Consider the following 16,677-nt stretch of genomic DNA (forward strand, 5'->3'; position numbering starts at 1 on the left):
ATATGAAATGGGAACGGCTGACTGTCGGACCAGTTCAGGAGAATACATATGTTTTATGGAATGAAAAAAAGGAAGGGATCATTTTTGACCCGGGCGGCGAGAGCAAAAAGATTATCTCCTTGGTTGAAAAACGAGGGGTAAAGCCGCTTGCTGTGTTGCTGACACATGCCCATTTTGATCATATCGGTGCTGTAGACGATGTAAGGGAAAAATGGCAGATTCCTGTTTATGTCCATAAAAAGGAAAAGGACTGGCTGGAAGACCCGAACAAGAACGGTTCCGCTCATTTCATGCAGGATATAACAGCAAAAAAAGCAGACCATCTGATCACGGAGGAAGGAGAGCTGCAGATCGGCAGCATTTCCCTGCAGGTGCTGGAAACTCCAGGACATTCTCCTGGCAGTGTATCTTATTATGTTTCAAGCATGGAAACGGTCTTCTCAGGAGACGCTCTTTTCGCAGGAAGTATCGGAAGGACAGATTTATATGGCGGGAATCAGGAGCTGCTCTTGAAGAGCATTCATGACAAGCTCTTGAACCTTCCTGAAGAAACGATGGTTCTTTCGGGCCACGGACCGGAGACAGCAATTGGCGCCGAAATGGATTCCAATCCTTTCTTAAGCGGTTTTTAAAATGCTCTCTTTGATCAGGGAGAAGATAAAAAACTCGCCAAACCAGGTCATATCCTATGAAGAATATATGAGACTGGCTCTGTATGCTCCTCAAATGGGCTATTATCAAAACGAGCGGGTGAAGATTGGAAGGAACGGGGATTTTTATACGAGCAGTGCAGCTGCCGATGCTTTTGGAGCCGTTTGGGCAAACGCGTTTTATAGAATGTTCCAGGAACAGCAGCTACCTTTTATTCTTTGTGAGATCGGAGCAGGGGACGGCAGGTTTGCCAAAAGCGTCCTCCATGAATGGGTGGCCAATGGTTATCCGCATCTGGAATATATCGTGGTTGAGTCGAGTCCTTATCATGCACGAAAAATAAAGGACAAGCTTTCTGAGGACCGTTTCATCCATTATTTTTCTCTTGAAGACATGAAGGCTGAATACCCATTTTTTCAAGGGATTCTATTTGCCAATGAACTTCTTGATGCGATGCCTGTTCATGTTGTTAAACAGGAAAAAACAGGTATGACTGAAATCATGGTATCCATAGATGAGACAGGAAACCTGGTAGAGCAGGAACAACCATTGGTTAATGCAGAACTCGGCATGTGGATCGCAGAACACCTCGGAGGGCTTTCCATCGGGCAGACCATCGAGGTTCCGCTGGCTATGACACACTGGCTTAACGATCTTTATGGATGGGTTGAAAACGGAGCAGTAGTGCTCGTCGATTACGGATATACGAGGGAAGAGTGGGACATGCCCCATCTTTTAAACGGGAGTCTGCGCGGTTATTTTCGTCATCAGCAAATCAACGATCCGCTGAAATTCCCCGGGGAGATGGACCTAACGTCTCATGTTCATTGGGACAGTGTAAAAACGATCGGTAAAATAGCAGGATTCCGGGCGGATGATTTTCAAAAGCAGACAGATTTTCTTCTGGAGAACGGGATTCTAGATCATCTGCGCGATACTGGCAGCCAAGATCCGTTCTCACCTGTGCATAAGAAGAACAGAGCGATCCGTTCCCTGATCATGGAGAACTCCATCAGCTCTTATTTTCAAGTTCTAATCCAAAAAAAAGACGGCTGCCGTTAAACGGCAACCGTTTTCTTTTTCTTTTTAATGATTAATGGCCACCCGCTCCGGGAGTCATCATGAACGTTGTCCAGTATGTAAAACCTACAAAAAAGACTGTTAGATAAGCTCCAAAAATGTAAATATACATACGCTCAGATAAATTTAAGTAGCTTAGTGAAACAAATAAAATAGTTTGGCCCAAAAACAACAGTGACATGTTGGTTAAGTCCCCAAGATAGGCCATTACTGCGATAATCCCAGTCCAAAAGCCCAAGACCTTGTACATTCTTGCCATATGTATCCCTCCCTTTTCACCGAAGAACTCATTCCCTCTGTATTATATATGAATTTTTACTGGATTGTAAATGCCATTCTAACTGGATTTGGAAAAACAAAAAAAGAACACATGGCAGGTGTTCTTCGTAAAAGATGGCTGGGCTAGCTGGATTCGAACCAACGAATGACGGAGTCAAAGTCCGTTGCCTTACCACTTGGCTATAGCCCATCGGAATAATTTTAGTATGGGTTGTGTCGAAAATTTTATGCAAGAAAGTGTAAATTATTTGAAGGGATTTAGCAGATTATGTCGTAAAGTTACCTTTAAGATAAGAAAGAAGGTGATAACGCGTTGCCCATTGAAAAGAAAAGTGATGAACTGCTTCAACTCGCAGCAAGAACCAATGCCTCAGATATTCATTTTGTCCCCAAGAGGGAAAAAGGCCTGATCCAGTTCAGGATCGATGGCCAGCTTCATCAGGTAGAAGAATTAGCCTATGTATTTTTTGAAAGACTTGTTTCCCATTTCAAATTTAAGGCTGGTATGGACATCGGTGAACGCCGCAGGCCACAGGACGGTTCGATGGATGTTACCATCAAAGACCATCTCCTTCATCTCAGGCTTTCCACGCTGCCTACTGCCTTTCATGAAAGCCTTGTCATCCGCTTGCTTCCCCAGACCCATCCTTCAGAATTTCAATCCTTAGCCCTGTTTCCGCACTCACTCGAAGGACTTTCCCCCCTATTGCGGCGTGCCAGCGGCCTTATTCTCTTCTCAGGACCGACCGGTTCAGGAAAAACGACCATCATGTATTCTCTTCTTCAGCATATCCAATCCTTGTATACCCGCCATATCTTAACACTCGAAGATCCCGTGGAAAAGAAAGTCGATCTGTTTTTGCAGATGGAAGTGAATGAAAAAGCAGGAATTACGTATGGGGAAGGCTTTAAATCACTCCTTCGCCATGATCCCGATGTTATCATGATCGGTGAGATCAGGGATGAAGCTACAGCCAGGCTCGTGGTCCGGGCCGGAATGACGGGGCATTTAGTGCTTTCGACAGTCCATGCAGAAGACACATTAGGCTGTTTATTCCGGTTGATCGAATTTGGTTTGACCATTCAGGAACTTGAACAAACACTGCTCGGCATTGTTGCTCAGCGGTTGATTTCGCTGAGCTGCCCCTATTGCGGTGAAGTGTGCGACACTAATTGTTTTATGAGAAGAAAAAATAAAAGAATGGGTTTATTTGAACTGCTGTCAGGATCCGGGCTGGAAAAAGGTATAGAGTGGATTCGGGGCAACTCGAATCGGCCGGATGGTGAGAGAACATTGAATCATTTTATAAAACAAGGCATTGCTCTAGGATTTCTGCCTGCCCATAGCCTTGAGAGATGGGGGGTGGACAGGCTGTGAAAAAGGGAAGGAACTGGTCGAACAAACAGCAGGGAGCTTTTTTGATGCGCCTTGGCAGGCTGCTGGAACAGGGCTACACACTCCCAAAAGCAATTGCAATACTTAAGCTGCATCAGAACCGCTGGATGCAAGACGGTCTTCACCGAGTGTATGATTGCCTGAAAAGAGGATACTCCCTTCATGAAGCATTGGCACGAGAGAGATTTTCAAGCGATGTGCTCGGTTTTCTTGAGTTGTCCGAAAAACATGGTGATTTGCGCTTCAGTGTCATGGAAGGTGCCAAAATGCTGCAGAAGAGGGAAGAAATCAAAGAACGATTCATTAAAGCGACAAGGTACCCGATATTCTTATTTGCTGTCGTTTTGTCGATATGTTTCATCATGTTTCGCTTGCTGATCCCCCACTTTTTATCTTTGTACTCCTCTTTAGACATCAATTTCCCTTATTTTACAATCGTAATGATTTCCATAATAAAGAAAGTTCCTTTCCTCTTTTTTCTGTTTGCTGCGTTTACTGTCACGGCTGCTGCAGCGTATATCGCTGTAATGAAAAAAATTTCTCCTTCCAAACGCATCTCGCTGCTCTTAAGAATCCCCATTGTAAAAAGAACACTTCCTGTCCTGATCACCCATCAATTTTCTATTCAGCTGGGCAGCCTGCTAAAAGGAGGATTGGCGATCAATGAGGCGTTAAAGATCCTCGAACAAAATCAATACATGCGATTTTTTCGAACAGAGGCTGCTTTGATGAAACAAGAGCTCGTGAACGGGCTAAGATTTGAAGATATCGTTGCTCAAAAGCGCTACTTTGTTCCTGAGCTGTCTATGATTATTGCTCATGGACAATCCTGCGGAATGCTCGGTAAAGAATTGATTGCTTACAGTGAAATACTGCTCGCTTATGCAGAAGAAAAAATGGCAAAGTACATCGTTGTGGTTCAGCCGGTACTGTTTCTATTCATAGGGGTCATGATTCTTGTCATGTTTGTTTCGATGCTTTTGCCTATGTTTAAAATGATGGATTCCATTCAATAATTAAGGAGAGTTAGGATGAAAGATATGAACGAAAAAGGTTTCACGCTGATCGAAATGATGATAGTTCTCCTCATCATTTCTGTATTGCTTTTAATAGCGCTGCCGAGCATGGCAAAAAACCTTGGCGTCGCTAAAAATCTCGGATGCAAGGCAACACTGGATCTGGTTCAGGGCCAGGTAGGTGCCTATGAAGCCGATAAAGAAGAAAAATTGACGGATTTAGATACGTTGGTGACGGAAGGGTATGTGGATACGGTCAAATGTCCGAACGGAAACGCGCTGGAATTAAAAGGCGGAACGGTCGTTGAAACGGCAGATTAAACGGATCAACGGCTATACCTTGCTGGAGCTGATCATCGTTCTTTCGATCGGGAGTATCCTGTTGAGTGTTGCCTGTGCCTCACTTCAGAAATACTACAAAGGAAGGGAAGTGCATTTTTTTCTGGAGCAATTCAAGCGCGACTTGTATTTTACACAGCGAACAGCGATAAACGAGCAAAAGCTAGTTCATTTGCATATTTTCCCGGGTGAGAACCGGTATATTATTACCACCGGCATGAACGAAGTGTATAAGAATGTTAAATTCCCAAAGCAGATTCAATTTGAATCTGCAACGATGTCCTTGAAGATTACGTACAATAAAATAGGAAACATCAGTACTTCAGGAACGATGATTATCAAAACAGATGCTGGCAGATATAAGGTGGTATTTCTGTTGGGAAAAGGCAGGTTCTATGCTGAAAGATTCTAAAGGTTACTATTTGCTTGAAGCACTTCTCGCCTTAAGTGTCTTGTCAATCGTAATTAGCGGAGTTAGCCCGGTCTTGCACACCCTTTATACAGAACGCTTCACTCTTAAGCAAGACAGGGAGGCTTTAGAGCTTTTATCTAACAAACTGATTGAATTCGGAAATGATGATGAAGGGGGGACGTCCATAATCCGTGGACGTACGGCAGAGTTTCAATGGAAGAAGAAAGAAGGGAGGATCTGCATTGAATTTACGGGGAAGAATGGAAGAGCCTATCGTGAATGTGATGTTGTTAAACAATGAAGGTTAGCCAAAAAGGGTTTACGCTCGTTGAAGCAATGGTGGCGCTGTCCATCTTTATCGTGCTGGCGGGCTTTGCACCGCTGCTCATAAAAGTACTTTCGCCTCCGGTGCAAAGCGGTGTCTCAATGGAAGAATTGGAATCTTTTTATTCAGCGATCGGTCAGGCCATAAGGGAAGCGGTTAATGCGGAAGCAAGCGAAGAGAAACTTACCTTAACCACTTCTTCTGGACAGTCCGTCACCTATTCCTTCTATCAAAACCGGATACGAAAGCAGATCAATGGACAAGGATATGAAATCTGGCTGTTTTCTGTAAAGCGTTTTCGCCCTTCTGTAACTGGCCAGCTGGTTACGGTATCCATCACTGACACAGCCTCCCATGTCTATAAACGCGTGTTTGCCAGACAGGCAGAAATTGTTCTGGTGAATTCTTGAATAGCCGAGGATATATTTTCCCCGCGGTTCTCGTTTTTTGTCTTATCTTCTCGATGCTGGCAGCACATCAGCTTCTCATTTTTATCGGTGAGAAACAGTTCATTGACGCACAGAGGGGACGGATGCAGCTGGATGCAATGATCGAGAAGTCCAGCCGGGATGCGATTAACAGCATAAAGAAAAATAAGAATCCAGCCGGCCGGTTTGCGTTCGACCATGGAGTGGTGGATTGCGTGGTGTCCACAGGGCAGCCTCCTGCAATGGAAATAAAAATATCGGCAAGTTTGCGAAACCATCAGACAAAAAGCGTGGTTATATATTATAATAGCGAGACTAAAAGCATTACGAAGTGGGTGGAGGGTGCAAGTTGAAACCGATTTTTTTAACAGGATTCATGGGATCCGGCAAAACCACGATCGGTTCGCTGCTCGGCAAGAGATTAGACTTGCCGGTCGTTGATACCGATCACTACATTGAAGAAAAATACAATCAAAAAGTGGCAGAAATCTTTGCAGTTCATGGAGAAGTAGTGTTTAGGGGCTATGAAGCTTCTATCCTTCCTGAACTTCCTCAGCAGGATGCGATCATTACGACGGGCGGAGGAATGGCCGTTTCAGCGGAAAACCGGAAATACATGCTGGAAAAGGGGTTTGTTATTTTTCTAAGCTGCCCGCTCGATACCATTTTTGAGAGACTGAAAGAAGACAGAAGCCGGCCATTGTTCAATCATGAAAAAAAGATAGAGATGGAGAAGCTGTACGATAGGAGGCTTCCTCTTTACCGTGATTGCCATTGGGTACTCGAGACCGGGGGATATGAGCCAGAAGAAACGGTCGAAGAAATTACAGCGAGGTTAGGTCGTTCCGATTTCGGGCAAACTGGTGACAAACAATAAAAAGGTGATGTCATCTTATGAATACCTATTTTAAGTTTGTCATTGAAGCAATCGTTAAGAGAATGAGCAGGTCTCCAGAGGAAAAACAAATGTTAAAACAGCAAAAAGCGGAACGAAAACAGCCTGTGCTCGTTTCGCTTTTTGGCATGGTCCCTTTTTCTCTGGGATTGATGTTCAAGAAGCGCCGGAAGTGAAGTTCCCTTTTGTTCTTATCATTTTTCAATCTACTGGAAGTATGATAATGTTGAACTATCATTTAAACGAAGAAGTGTGGTATAGATGGCTATAGAAAATGGGATTTATGATCGGCTGAAAAGACCGCTTAAAGATTTGCGGATCTCAGTCACTGATCAATGCAATTTTCGCTGCACCTATTGTATGCCGAAAGAAATCTTTGACGGGGACTATCCATTCTTAGAAAAAACAGAGCTGCTGAGCTTCGATGAGATCGTAACGATTGCCGAGCGCTTCATCTCCTTGGGTGTAACGAAGCTGAGAATAACGGGCGGTGAGCCTCTTATGAGGAAGAACCTCCCGGAACTGATCGGCCGGTTGAATCAGCTGCACGGTCTGAAGGACCTTGCTCTGACGACCAATGGCGTGCTTCTGCCCCGTGTCGCTCATGACTTAAAGAAGGCAGGAATGGATCGGGTTACTGTAAGCCTTGATTCTCTGGATTCCGAACTATTTGGCAGAATTAATGGAAGAGGGCTGGGTATCGATCCTGTTTTAGAAGGGATGAAGGCAGCCCACGAAGCCGGACTTAAAGTCAAAGTCAACATGATGGTCCGCAAAGGTGTTAACGATCAGGAAATTTTGCCGATGGCAGCCTATTTTAAAAAAACCCCGTACATCCTGCGGTTCATTGAATTTATGGATGTCGGCACAACGAACGGCTGGAACATGAAGGAAGTAGTTACAAAGGAAGAAATTCTTAAAGCCATTCAAACTGAACTTCCTCTTCTCCCGGCAGTTGAAAATTATTACGGGGAGGTAGCTTCCCGCTATCAATATGCTGATGGGGAAAATGAGATTGGCATCATCTCTTCAATAAGTGATTCTTTCTGTTCATCCTGTACACGGGCAAGGCTTTCTGCAGATGGAAAGGTGTTCACTTGTCTCTTTGCTTCGAAGGGAATGGATTTTAAGACACCACTTCGTGAAGGCGCAACAAAAGATGACCTTGATAACATGATCACAAATGTTTGGGAAAACCGGAGCGACCGCTATTCTGATGAGAGAAGAGATGGAGCAGGCAAGAAGGAAAAAATTGAAATGTCATATATCGGGGGCTAAAGATAGCCCCTTTTTTTGCACTATTCTTTTGGTGTTCATGATGACAGAAAGGTATCAGACAAATAAAAGAGCCCGCCATTTATTATGTCCACGGTAATTTTCGGTTCGTATTGCGTACGGAGTGCCTCTTTTTCTACCTGATAATATTCCGGCTTTTCGATTTCATCCTCATAAAACCGATCCAATAGTTCTTCATCCTCCCGCCACCTGTTTTCGGCATCCTCCGCCCAGCTGTGATCATCTTCATGTATTTGCTGCTCAACGATTGCTTCGATTCGTTTTAATCCGCTCACCGGACGGATGAAGGGAGACAGTGTGTAGCAGAAATCCGGGATTTTCCGGGTAAGAGGAAGTGAACGAAGCTGTTCATGAAAGTTGCTTTCTATTTTCCCGGTAATCAAATGAATGCCGTAAGAAGAGATCATATCTTTTTTACGGTCACATTGATAGGAGGTTTTTAAATTCACACAGAGCCATGGATTTAAGGGGATGTTCTGCCCGGAGTCCTGGCGGATCGCTTCGTACATGCGGATGAACGAACCGAGTTTCTTGGTGGAGGCAAAAATCTGATGCAGCCTCGGTGAACCGAAGTGAATAAACTCCCCATTTGCGTCGGGGGGATGCTGCTGGCCTGTGATGAGAGTAAGAGCCATCGGGTTCGGTGTTCCGCCTGTTTTCTCTAGATAGTGCCAGTAAAAGGGCCGGTTCATCAGCAGTTTATCCAGCTCAACGGTGAGCTGGATCTTCATGTAACTATGATTTTTTTCCTCTACGATACAGTCGTTCGATTCAAAATAACGTTCAAGAAAATGATGAATCTCGTGCTGCTGCATGCTCTTCCCATCCTTTCTTTTTAATGCCTCCGTCCAGATTAATAAGAGCGGCAAGATTGTCCATTTTTACTTTTATTTCTCCTTCGCTTTCCGAGTTCAGCATGATATCCGAGATATAAGTTTCGATGTTTTTCAGTTCGAATTTTGCAAGGATCTCATCAAGCTCACCTATTACACTTTCAAACAAATTGATCTTATTATACAAAAGGTTTAAGATTCGTTCTTCAATGGTGTCCTGTGTCGCGAAATTATAAATATGAACGTCTCCTTTTTGTCCAATGCGGTGTATACGCCCGATCCGCTGTTCAATGCGCATAGGATTCCAGGGAAGATCATAGTTAATGATGTGCTGGCAAAATTGGAGGTTGATTCCTTCGCCACCTGCTTCAGTGGCAATAAGAACCTGTGCATGGTTTTTAAACAAGTGGGTCATGTAGTCTTTTTTGCTTCGCTTAAAGCCTCCCCGAAAAGGGACGGAGGAGATGCCATGCTGCTGAAGAAACCATTGCAAATATAGCTGTGTCGCTCTATATTCCGTAAAAATTATAACTTTATTTTTAATGGACTGAATCAGTTCCAGTGTTTGCAGTGCTTTTGAATTCTGTGAAACGTTCTCAATCTTTTTCATCAATGGGAGAATGGTCTGTTCAGTAGCGAAGTTTCCGGCATCTTTCTGTAGCATGTTCTTTAAAGTGAGAAAGCAGGCTTCTCTTGAACTGCATACCTCTCGCTGCAATGTCAGGATCGAGAACTTGCTTCTATTAAAGTTTGGCTGCTCTTTAAGATCCGAGATGCTATTGTACAAGTCTCTCTCACTCTCAGAGAGTGTGATTGGAATCGTTTTGACCAGCCGTTTCGGCCATTTTAAGCCGGTCTCTTCTCTGCGGTTCCGGACCATAACTTTATTGACGAGCTGTTTTAGCTTCTCTTCATTTTTCAGTGAATGTTTATCGTTGCGGAAGTCTTTATCAAAATTCTCCTGATTGCCAAGATGTCCGGGTTTCAATAAAGTCACTAAGTTAAAAATCTCTTCCACCCGATTCTGTACAGGTGTGGCGGTAAGCAGCAGACAGAATTTTTTCTTCAGATGCTGTACGAATTCATAGTTTTTCGTATTTTTGTTTTTAAGTTTATGTGCTTCATCAATGACAATGATGTCGTAATCCTGATTGAGTACAATATCCCGGTGGGGCTGCCTTTTTGCCGTATCAATCGATGAGACGACAACATCACACTGCTCCCACACATAGGATTTTTTCTGCGCAATTGCAGGGATGAAAAATTTTTGATTCAGTTCTCCTGTCCATTGAAGAACAAGAGATGCCGGTACGAGAATGAGCACCTTTTTAGCGAGTCCCCGGATCATATATTCTTTAATAATCAAGCCTGCTTCAATGGTCTTTCCCAGACCAACTTCATCTGCAAGAATGGCTTTTCCGTTCATTTTTTCAATGACCGTTTTTGCGACCTCAAGCTGATGGGGGAGAAATGTCAGCTGCGGAAGATGATCCGGTGCCTGAAGGCCGAGAAAATCAGGGATTGACAGGTTCTTCTCCGCTTCAAGCGCAAGATTATATAACTCCCATTTTGTCCAGGGTCCGTCATCTTCCATTCTTTTCACAAAGTCTTCATGCCAGTCCCGGTTAAAGTTAATGTTGAGATTCATCTACTGCTTTCCTTTCTCTGTACGGATAGCGCACCTATAGGTAATGGTATACAGATTCCCAAAATGGCGTTGCTTTTTAAACTGAAATAATGATAGGATAATAATGTGTTTCCAAGGTAAAAACATATATTTAGTATGGACGATGGAATATAATTACATACTTGCGAATGAAAGCAAGAGGAGAGACTATTTCGGTAGCGCCGAAGGAGCAAGCGGGAGCGAAACTCTCAGGCAAAAAGACTCTTGTTTGACGCGTCTCTGGAGAGCGTCCGCGGTCACGCGGCCACCAACGAAGAAACGAAGGGGCAAGCCCCTGAGAAACTTACTGGTTAAAGGACAGAGGGATACCTAGCAAAGGTATTTCTCTGTCCTTTTTTGTGATATCCTGTTCAACGGATCAACTTGTGTGATTTTTACTTGGAATTTTTTGAATATTACCAATGATGGATTAAAAGGAGGAAGAGTAATGGGGGAATTAAAGCGTACACCACTTTTTGAAGTTTACAAGGGCCATGGCGGCAAAGTCATCGACTTTGGCGGATGGGAGCTTCCTGTCCAGTTTTCCCGTATAGGGGAAGAGCATGAGGCAGTCCGTACAAAAGCCGGGCTCTTTGATGTATCTCACATGGGTGAATTTGAAGTGAAAGGTGAAGGAGCAACGAACTTCTTGCAGTACATGCTCACCAATGACATCTCCAAGCTGAAAGACGGAAGCGCACAATATACCATAATGTGCTTTGAAAACGGGGGCACTGTTGACGACCTGCTTGTCTATAAGCACAGTGATCAGCATTATCTTCTCGTTGTGAATGCATCCAACATCGAAAAGGATTTTAACTGGCTTGAGTCACATGTAACAGAAGGCGTTGAGCTGACCAATATCTCTGATTCTACAGCTCAGCTCGCTTTGCAGGGGCCCGCTGCAGAGAAGATTCTTCAGAAGCTGACTGATACAGAGCTGTCCTCCATTGGCTTTTTTAAATTTAAAAATGATGTAGACCTGCAAAGCAACAGAGCGCTTGTATCACGCACGGGCTATACAGGTGAAGACGGATTTGAAATCTACTGCCGTCCTGAGGCTGCAGTCAAGCTTTGGGATCTTATCCTCAAAGCAGGTGCAGAAGAGGGAATTCTTCCATGCGGTTTAGGTGCAAGGGATACGCTGCGATTTGAAGCGAAACTTGCGCTTTACGGCCAGGAGCTGACAAAAGACATCACTCCGATCGAAGCGGGAATCGGTTTCGCAGTAAAAACGGATAAAGAAGCAGATTTTATCGGCAAGGAAGTCCTCAAACAACAGAAAGAAGAAGGCGCACCTCGTAAGTTGGTGGGTATTGAGATGATCGACAAGGGTATTCCACGGTCTCATTATGAAGTTTTCAAGGATGGAGAACGCATCGGAGAAGTCACCACAGGCACTCAATCACCGACTCTGAAAAAGAATCTGGGTCTGGCTCTGATAAAAAGCGAGTTTACTGAATTAGGAACAGAAGTGGAAGTACAAGTAAGACAAAAACGATTAAAGGCGGTTATCGTTAAGTCGCCGTTCTATAAACGCAGCTAAATTAGCCACTGGGGAGGATATTCACATGACGTTTCGTTATTTGCCGATGACAGAGCAAGATAAAAAGGAAATGATGAAAGCTGTCGGTATAGCATCGACAGAAGAATTGTTCAAAGATATTCCAGAAAAGGTCCGCTTTAAAGGAGAACTTCAGATTGAAAAGGCCTTTTCTGAGCCAGAGCTTGTAAAATACATGTCAGGACTTGCGCAAAAAAACAAAAATACGAAAGACTATCCAAGCTTTTTAGGTGCGGGTGTCTATGACCATTACACACCATCAATCGTAAACCATGTAACACTCCGCTCTGAATTCTATACAGCGTATACACCGTACCAGCCCGAAATCTCTCAGGGAGAACTTCAGGCAATCTTCGAATTCCAGACGATGATCTGTGAGCTTACAGGCATGGATGTAGCGAATTCATCCATGTACGATGGGGGAACAGCCCTTGCAGAAGCGGCATTGTTATCTGCAGGACAAACAAAACGCAAAAAGATTATCGTATCCAAAAGTGTTCACCCGGAATCCCGTGCTGTTCTTCAAACCTACGCTAACGGACAGTTTCTCGAAGTTGTTGAGGTAGGAACAAAGGATGGACTGACGGATCTGGATCAGCTTAAAGAAGCGGTGGATGGAGAGACCGCCTGTGTACTCGTACAATATCCTAACTTCTTTGGCCAAGTGGAATCATTGAAAGAGATTGAGGAAATTGTTCACAGCGAAAAAGCCATGTTCGTTGTTTCGAGTAATCCGCTGTCATTGGGAGTACTTACTCCACCTGGCAAGTTTGGAGCAGACATTGTCGTGGGAGATGCACAGGTTTTCGGAATTCCTCAAGGGTTTGGCGGACCTCATTGCGGCTATTTTGCCGTAACACAAAAGCTGATGAGAAAGGTTCCGGGACGTCTCGTCGGACAGACGGTCGATGAGAACGGCAAAAGAGGTTTTGTATTGACACTGCAGGCGCGTGAGCAGCATATCCGCCGCGACAAAGCGACCTCTAACATCTGTTCGAATCAGGCATTGAATGCCCTGGCTGCTTCTGTTGCCATGACCGCTCTTGGAAAGCAGGGCATCAGAGATATTGCAGGACAGAATATCCAGAAAGCGCATTACGCAAAGAATGTTCTTGAAGAAAAAGGTCTTTCCGTTCCATTTAGTGCACCTTTCTTTAACGAATTTGTCGTAAAACTGAACAAACCTGTAAAAGCCATCAATAAAGAATTGATTGAAAACGGAATGATCGGCGGATATGATTTGGGCCGGGATTATCCTGACCTTGAAAATCACATGCTCATTGCAGTTACTGAACTGCGTACTAAGCTTGAGATTGATAAACTGGCAACGGTATTGGAGGGGCTATAATGAACAATCATGATACAGCACTTATTTTTGAATTGTCCAAAGAGGGCAGAGTCGGTTACAGTCTTCCCGATCTTGATGTTCCGGAAGTAAGCCTGGATAGTCTTATTCCTTCTGATTATGTCCGTGAAGAGCCAGCTGAGCTTCCTGAAGTTTCCGAGCTTCAGATTATGCGCCATTATACGGCTCTTTCTAAACGCAACCACGGTGTAGACTCCGGATTCTATCCGCTTGGTTCCTGCACGATGAAGTACAATCCAAAAATTAATGAAGATGTGGCACGATACCCTGGATTTGCACAGATCCACCCTCTTCAGGACGAAGAAACTGTTCAGGGTGCGATGGAGATGCTTTATAACCTTCAGACCTCTCTTGCTGAAATTACGGGGATGGACGAAGTAACCCTTCAGCCGGCAGCCGGTGCCCATGGAGAGTGGACAGGATTAATGATGATCCGTGCTTACCATGAAGCAAATGGTGACAGCCACCGTACAAAAGTCATCGTTCCTGACTCGGCTCACGGAACGAATCCTGCATCAGCAACCGTTGCGGGTTTTGATTCTATTACCGTTAAATCCGATGAGCGCGGACTTGTTGACCTTGACGACCTTCGCCGTGTTGTAGGGGAAGATACGGCCGCTCTTATGCTGACGAACCCGAATACACTCGGTCTTTTTGAGGAGCACATCCTTGAAATGGCGGCTATCGTCCATGAAGCCGGAGGAAAACTTTACTACGATGGTGCCAATATGAATGCCATCATGGGCTACACACGCCCGGGAGACATGGGTTTTGATGTCGTGCATTTAAACCTTCATAAAACGTTCACAGGCCCTCACGGCGGCGGCGGACCTGGATCTGGTCCGGTTGGAGTGAAGAAAGACTTGATCCCGTTCCTGCCAAAACCTGTTCTTGTGAAAAAAGAAGAAGGATTCACATTTGAATACGATCGTCCACAATCCATCGGCCGAGTAAAACCATACTACGGAAACTTCGGCATAAATGTCCGCGCCTACACCTATATCCGTACGATGGGTCCAAAGGGACTTAAGAATGTTTCAGAGTATGCGGTGCTAAACGCCAACTATTTGATGAGAAGGCTTGAGCCCCATTTTGATCTTCCGTTCACACAGCATTGCAAACATGAGTTTGTACTGTCCGGCAGAAGACAGAAGAAGCTCGGAGTACGTACACTGGACATGGCAAAGCGCCTGCTTGATTTCGGTTATCATCCGCCGACCATCTATTTCCCTCTTAGCGTAGAAGAGGCGATTATGATCGAACCGACAGAAACCGAGTCAAAAGAGACGCTGGATGAATTCATCGATGCGATGATCCAAATTGCTAAGGAAGCCGAAAAGTCTCCAGAAGTCGTTCAGGAGGCGCCGCACTCAACAGTTGTCAAAAGACTGGATGAGGCGATGGCTGCCCGTAAACCAGTATTACGTTATGTAAAGTAGAATACTAATAAAAAAGGTTCGGGAGATTACTCCCGAACCTTTTATCATGATGATTTAACTTTGCCAGTCCATTTTTTAAATCCGCCTCTCAAATGAGAAAGGTCAGTATATTTATTTTTACGCAGGAATTGTGCGGCTCTGGCACTGCGCATACCGCTCTCGCAGTATAGATAGACAGGCTTGTCCTGGCGAATTTCAATTTTACGCTGTTTCATTTGTGTCAGAGGAATGTTTCGCGCACCAAGTATATGCCCTTTTTTAAATTCCTCCGGTTCACGGACATCAACCAGCTGTGCTTTACGGTATCCAGCTCTGAATTCCTCTTCGCTTAGCGTTGTTAAATATTTCTTTTGATACAGCGCGGTCACTACGAGGTAGACGAGAACCGCTGCCAAAATAGCAAGAACGATAATCCATTCCATTTCATTTGCACTCCTTTTTTCTATCTCCTTCAATTATATCTTCACAGCCCGCCAGAATCAAAAGAATAATATAAAAAAATTGGCAGTACTTGATGTTTTGACAGGAGTCATAGTTTTGATAAACTAGTAGGGTACTAAAAAGGAGATAGTTATATGGAGAGAGAAAAGTGGTTATTCATTGATTCAGGAAACTGTGATCCTGCCTATAACATGGCATTGGATGAAGCATTACTGACGTGGCACAGCGAAGGCAAAATTCCACCGGTCATCCGGTTCTATGGCTGGAATCCAGCAACGCTGTCCATTGGCTACTTTCAAAAGGCCGAAAAGGAGATTAACCTTGAGGCGGTTGAAAAATACGGCCTTGGCTTTGTGCGCCGTCCGACGGGAGGCCGCGGAGTTCTCCATGATCAGGAGCTTACATATAGTGTGATTGTTACCGAAGAGCATCCTAACATGCCTAAAACAGTGACGGAAGCCTACCGGGTTATATCCGAGGGCATTCTGCAAGGTTTCCGCAACCTTGGTTTGGACGCCTATTTTGCCATCCCGCGTACAGAGGAAGAGAAGGCGGGATTGAAAAATCCTCGCTCGGCTGTCTGTTTTGATGCTCCTTCCTGGTACGAACTCGTGGTAGAGGGGAGAAAAGTAGCCGGCAGTGCTCAAACCCGCCAAAAAGGGGTTATTCTGCAGCATGGTTCCATCCTGCTGGATCTGGATGAAGACAAACTGTTTGATCTTTTTGTGTACTCCAGTGAACGTGTCCGTGAGCGGATGCAGAAGGCTTTTAAGAATAAGGCGGTAGCCATGAACCAGCTCAGGGAAACACCGGTCACACAAGAAGAAGCGAAGAAAGCTTTCCATGCCGGGTTTGAAGAAGGATTGCAGCTCGATCTGCAGCCGTACACTTTGAATGAAGAGCAGCAGAAAGAAGTAGAACAGATCGCTGAATCAAGATATAGAAGTAAAGAATGGACGTTTAGAAGATAAGGTGGAAATCGGGACAACGATGGCTGTCTCGGTTTTTATTTTTTGCACTTGTCAAGCCAGAAAAAATTTTTGGGCTGTCCACAAGGATGTTCAATAAAGCCCGATGTTACAAGGTTCCTTTCGTTGGTATTTTTTTCAATCTTTAAATGTGTAGAATTGAGGGGATTTGAAGCGGGAAAAACATCAAATTCTATGTTTTTCTTAAAAAAGCTTGGATTTTCTAGTTTGACAAGATAAATATTTTGACAACAGGTTTACCTATATATAGTATAGTGGTAAC

Annotated in this window: 20 protein-coding genes, 1 tRNA gene and 1 riboswitch; of the genes, 16 read left to right on the forward strand and 5 right to left on the reverse strand. The window is 44.4% G+C overall.

Going from position 1 to position 16,677, the window contains the following annotated elements; genetic code table 11:
* The first annotated feature begins 2 nt into the window (after window positions 1–2).
* Both AR335_RS10080 and AR335_RS10085 read left to right on the forward strand, forming a co-directional pair.
* On the forward strand, window positions 3–632 hold the full coding sequence (locus AR335_RS10080; protein WP_062235007.1) for an MBL fold metallo-hydrolase: 630 nt from the start codon (window positions 3–5) through the stop codon (window positions 630–632).
* A 1-nt stretch (window position 633) separates the two neighbouring features.
* Complete coding sequence (locus tag AR335_RS10085) at window positions 634–1,713, forward strand: class I SAM-dependent methyltransferase (RefSeq protein ID WP_062235009.1); 1,080 nt, start codon at window positions 634–636, stop codon at window positions 1,711–1,713.
* A 31-nt stretch (window positions 1,714–1,744) separates the two neighbouring features.
* Here the strand turns inward: AR335_RS10085 and AR335_RS10090 are convergent, their stop codons facing one another.
* Both AR335_RS10090 and AR335_RS10095 read right to left on the reverse strand, forming a co-directional pair.
* The gene (locus AR335_RS10090; protein WP_062235012.1) at window positions 1,745–1,990 is read right to left on the reverse strand and encodes a DUF2626 domain-containing protein; all 246 of its coding nucleotides are present in this window, start codon (window positions 1,988–1,990) and stop codon (window positions 1,745–1,747) included.
* A gap of 135 nt (window positions 1,991–2,125) precedes the next feature.
* A tRNA-Gln gene (locus AR335_RS10095) sits at window positions 2,126–2,200 on the reverse strand.
* Window positions 2,201–2,323: 123 nt separating this feature from the next.
* On the opposite strand from AR335_RS10095, the gene comGA reads away from it, so the two are divergent.
* The 10 genes from comGA to moaA all read left to right on the forward strand — a co-directional run bounded on the left by comGA (window position 2,324) and on the right by moaA (window position 8,099).
* Window positions 2,324–3,388, forward strand: coding sequence for a competence type IV pilus ATPase ComGA (comGA, locus tag AR335_RS10100; RefSeq protein ID WP_062235015.1), 1,065 nt, complete (start codon window positions 2,324–2,326; stop codon window positions 3,386–3,388).
* On the forward strand, window positions 3,385–4,422 hold the full coding sequence (gene comGB / locus AR335_RS10105) for a competence type IV pilus assembly protein ComGB (RefSeq protein WP_053357897.1): 1,038 nt from the start codon (window positions 3,385–3,387) through the stop codon (window positions 4,420–4,422). The genes comGA and comGB overlap by 4 nt, the downstream gene beginning before the upstream one ends.
* Before the next feature lie 15 nt (window positions 4,423–4,437).
* Complete coding sequence (comGC, locus tag AR335_RS10110; protein WP_053357898.1) at window positions 4,438–4,743, forward strand: competence type IV pilus major pilin ComGC; 306 nt, start codon at window positions 4,438–4,440, stop codon at window positions 4,741–4,743.
* A complete protein-coding gene (comGD, locus tag AR335_RS10115; protein WP_062235018.1) occupies window positions 4,727–5,173 on the forward strand; it encodes a competence type IV pilus minor pilin ComGD in 447 nt (148 codons plus the stop codon). The genes comGC and comGD overlap by 17 nt, the downstream gene beginning before the upstream one ends.
* A complete protein-coding gene (locus tag AR335_RS10120; RefSeq protein WP_062235020.1) occupies window positions 5,157–5,474 on the forward strand; it encodes a hypothetical protein in 318 nt (105 codons plus the stop codon). The genes comGD and AR335_RS10120 overlap by 17 nt, the downstream gene beginning before the upstream one ends.
* The gene (gene comGF, locus AR335_RS10125; protein ID WP_053357901.1) at window positions 5,471–5,908 is read left to right on the forward strand and encodes a competence type IV pilus minor pilin ComGF; all 438 of its coding nucleotides are present in this window, start codon (window positions 5,471–5,473) and stop codon (window positions 5,906–5,908) included. Before AR335_RS10120 ends, comGF begins: the two co-directional genes overlap by 4 nt.
* Window positions 5,905–6,279 (forward strand): competence type IV pilus minor pilin ComGG, encoded by a 375-nt coding sequence (comGG, locus tag AR335_RS10130; RefSeq protein ID WP_062235024.1) that lies wholly within the window; start codon window positions 5,905–5,907, stop codon window positions 6,277–6,279. The genes comGF and comGG overlap by 4 nt, the downstream gene beginning before the upstream one ends.
* Entirely contained in the window at window positions 6,276–6,803 is a 528-nt protein-coding gene (locus AR335_RS10135; protein ID WP_062235027.1) for a shikimate kinase, read from the forward strand. The genes comGG and AR335_RS10135 overlap by 4 nt, the downstream gene beginning before the upstream one ends.
* A 17-nt stretch (window positions 6,804–6,820) precedes the next feature.
* The gene (locus AR335_RS23125; RefSeq protein WP_082683439.1) at window positions 6,821–6,997 is read left to right on the forward strand and encodes a YqzE family protein; all 177 of its coding nucleotides are present in this window, start codon (window positions 6,821–6,823) and stop codon (window positions 6,995–6,997) included.
* 85 nt (window positions 6,998–7,082) lie between these two features.
* Window positions 7,083–8,099: a GTP 3',8-cyclase MoaA gene (moaA, locus tag AR335_RS10140; protein WP_062235030.1), complete on the forward strand. Its 1,017-nt coding sequence runs from the start codon at window positions 7,083–7,085 to the stop codon at window positions 8,097–8,099.
* 35 nt (window positions 8,100–8,134) lie between these two features.
* Here moaA and AR335_RS10145 read toward each other — a convergent pair whose 3' ends face one another.
* A complete protein-coding gene (locus AR335_RS10145) occupies window positions 8,135–8,932 on the reverse strand; it encodes a YqhG family protein (RefSeq protein WP_062235032.1) in 798 nt (265 codons plus the stop codon).
* Complete coding sequence (locus tag AR335_RS10150; RefSeq protein WP_062235036.1) at window positions 8,901–10,598, reverse strand: DEAD/DEAH box helicase; 1,698 nt, start codon at window positions 10,596–10,598, stop codon at window positions 8,901–8,903. The genes AR335_RS10145 and AR335_RS10150 overlap by 32 nt, the downstream gene beginning before the upstream one ends.
* A gap of 167 nt (window positions 10,599–10,765) precedes the next feature.
* Window positions 10,766–10,851: riboswitch (glycine riboswitch) on the forward strand.
* Between the two features lie 213 nt (window positions 10,852–11,064).
* Between AR335_RS10150 and gcvT the strand changes: the two genes are divergently transcribed.
* The 3 genes from gcvT to gcvPB are packed head-to-tail and all read left to right on the forward strand — an operon-like array spanning window position 11,065 to window position 14,985.
* Window positions 11,065–12,162: a glycine cleavage system aminomethyltransferase GcvT gene (gene gcvT / locus AR335_RS10155; RefSeq protein WP_062235039.1), complete on the forward strand. Its 1,098-nt coding sequence runs from the start codon at window positions 11,065–11,067 to the stop codon at window positions 12,160–12,162.
* 25 nt (window positions 12,163–12,187) lie between these two features.
* On the forward strand, window positions 12,188–13,528 hold the full coding sequence (gcvPA, locus tag AR335_RS10160; protein WP_053357908.1) for an aminomethyl-transferring glycine dehydrogenase subunit GcvPA: 1,341 nt from the start codon (window positions 12,188–12,190) through the stop codon (window positions 13,526–13,528).
* Window positions 13,528–14,985 carry an aminomethyl-transferring glycine dehydrogenase subunit GcvPB gene (gcvPB, locus tag AR335_RS10165; protein WP_062235042.1) on the forward strand — a complete coding sequence of 486 codons (1,458 nt, stop codon included), beginning with the start codon at window positions 13,528–13,530 and terminating at the stop codon, window positions 14,983–14,985. The genes gcvPA and gcvPB overlap by 1 nt, the downstream gene beginning before the upstream one ends.
* A 44-nt stretch (window positions 14,986–15,029) precedes the next feature.
* Here the strand turns inward: gcvPB and AR335_RS10170 are convergent, their stop codons facing one another.
* The gene (locus AR335_RS10170; RefSeq protein ID WP_053357910.1) at window positions 15,030–15,407 is read right to left on the reverse strand and encodes a rhodanese-like domain-containing protein; all 378 of its coding nucleotides are present in this window, start codon (window positions 15,405–15,407) and stop codon (window positions 15,030–15,032) included.
* Between the two features lie 153 nt (window positions 15,408–15,560).
* Between AR335_RS10170 and AR335_RS10175 the strand changes: the two genes are divergently transcribed.
* Entirely contained in the window at window positions 15,561–16,397 is an 837-nt protein-coding gene (locus AR335_RS10175; RefSeq protein WP_062235045.1) for a lipoate--protein ligase family protein, read from the forward strand.
* The last annotated feature ends 280 nt before the right edge of the window (window positions 16,398–16,677 follow it).

Source organism: Fictibacillus sp. FJAT-27399, from assembly GCF_001510655.1.
In the GTDB taxonomy this organism is placed as follows: Bacteria; Bacillota; Bacilli; order Bacillales; family Fictibacillaceae; genus Fictibacillus_C; species Fictibacillus_C marinisediminis.

Excerpts from the sequence above, each read along its gene's own strand:
- AR335_RS10080 (WP_062235007.1), top strand. The coding sequence starts at position 3 with ATGAAATGGGAACGGCTGACTGTCGGACCAGTTCAGGAGAATACATAT.
- AR335_RS10085 (WP_062235009.1), top strand. The coding sequence starts at position 634 with ATGCTCTCTTTGATCAGGGAGAAGATAAAAAACTCGCCAAACCAGGTC.
- AR335_RS10090 (WP_062235012.1), bottom strand. The coding sequence starts at position 1,990 with ATGGCAAGAATGTACAAGGTCTTGGGCTTTTGGACTGGGATTATCGCA.
- comGC (WP_053357898.1), top strand. The coding sequence starts at position 4,438 with ATGAAAGATATGAACGAAAAAGGTTTCACGCTGATCGAAATGATGATA.
- AR335_RS10120 (WP_062235020.1), top strand. The coding sequence starts at position 5,157 with ATGCTGAAAGATTCTAAAGGTTACTATTTGCTTGAAGCACTTCTCGCC.
- comGF (WP_053357901.1), top strand. The coding sequence starts at position 5,471 with ATGAAGGTTAGCCAAAAAGGGTTTACGCTCGTTGAAGCAATGGTGGCG.
- AR335_RS23125 (WP_082683439.1), top strand. The coding sequence starts at position 6,821 with ATGAATACCTATTTTAAGTTTGTCATTGAAGCAATCGTTAAGAGAATG.
- moaA (WP_062235030.1), top strand. The coding sequence starts at position 7,083 with ATGGCTATAGAAAATGGGATTTATGATCGGCTGAAAAGACCGCTTAAA.
- AR335_RS10145 (WP_062235032.1), bottom strand. The coding sequence starts at position 8,932 with ATGCAGCAGCACGAGATTCATCATTTTCTTGAACGTTATTTTGAATCG.
- AR335_RS10150 (WP_062235036.1), bottom strand. The coding sequence starts at position 10,598 with ATGAATCTCAACATTAACTTTAACCGGGACTGGCATGAAGACTTTGTG.
- gcvT (WP_062235039.1), top strand. The coding sequence starts at position 11,065 with ATGGGGGAATTAAAGCGTACACCACTTTTTGAAGTTTACAAGGGCCAT.
- gcvPA (WP_053357908.1), top strand. The coding sequence starts at position 12,188 with ATGACGTTTCGTTATTTGCCGATGACAGAGCAAGATAAAAAGGAAATG.
- gcvPB (WP_062235042.1), top strand. The coding sequence starts at position 13,528 with ATGAACAATCATGATACAGCACTTATTTTTGAATTGTCCAAAGAGGGC.
- AR335_RS10170 (WP_053357910.1), bottom strand. The coding sequence starts at position 15,407 with ATGGAATGGATTATCGTTCTTGCTATTTTGGCAGCGGTTCTCGTCTAC.
- AR335_RS10175 (WP_062235045.1), top strand. The coding sequence starts at position 15,561 with ATGGAGAGAGAAAAGTGGTTATTCATTGATTCAGGAAACTGTGATCCT.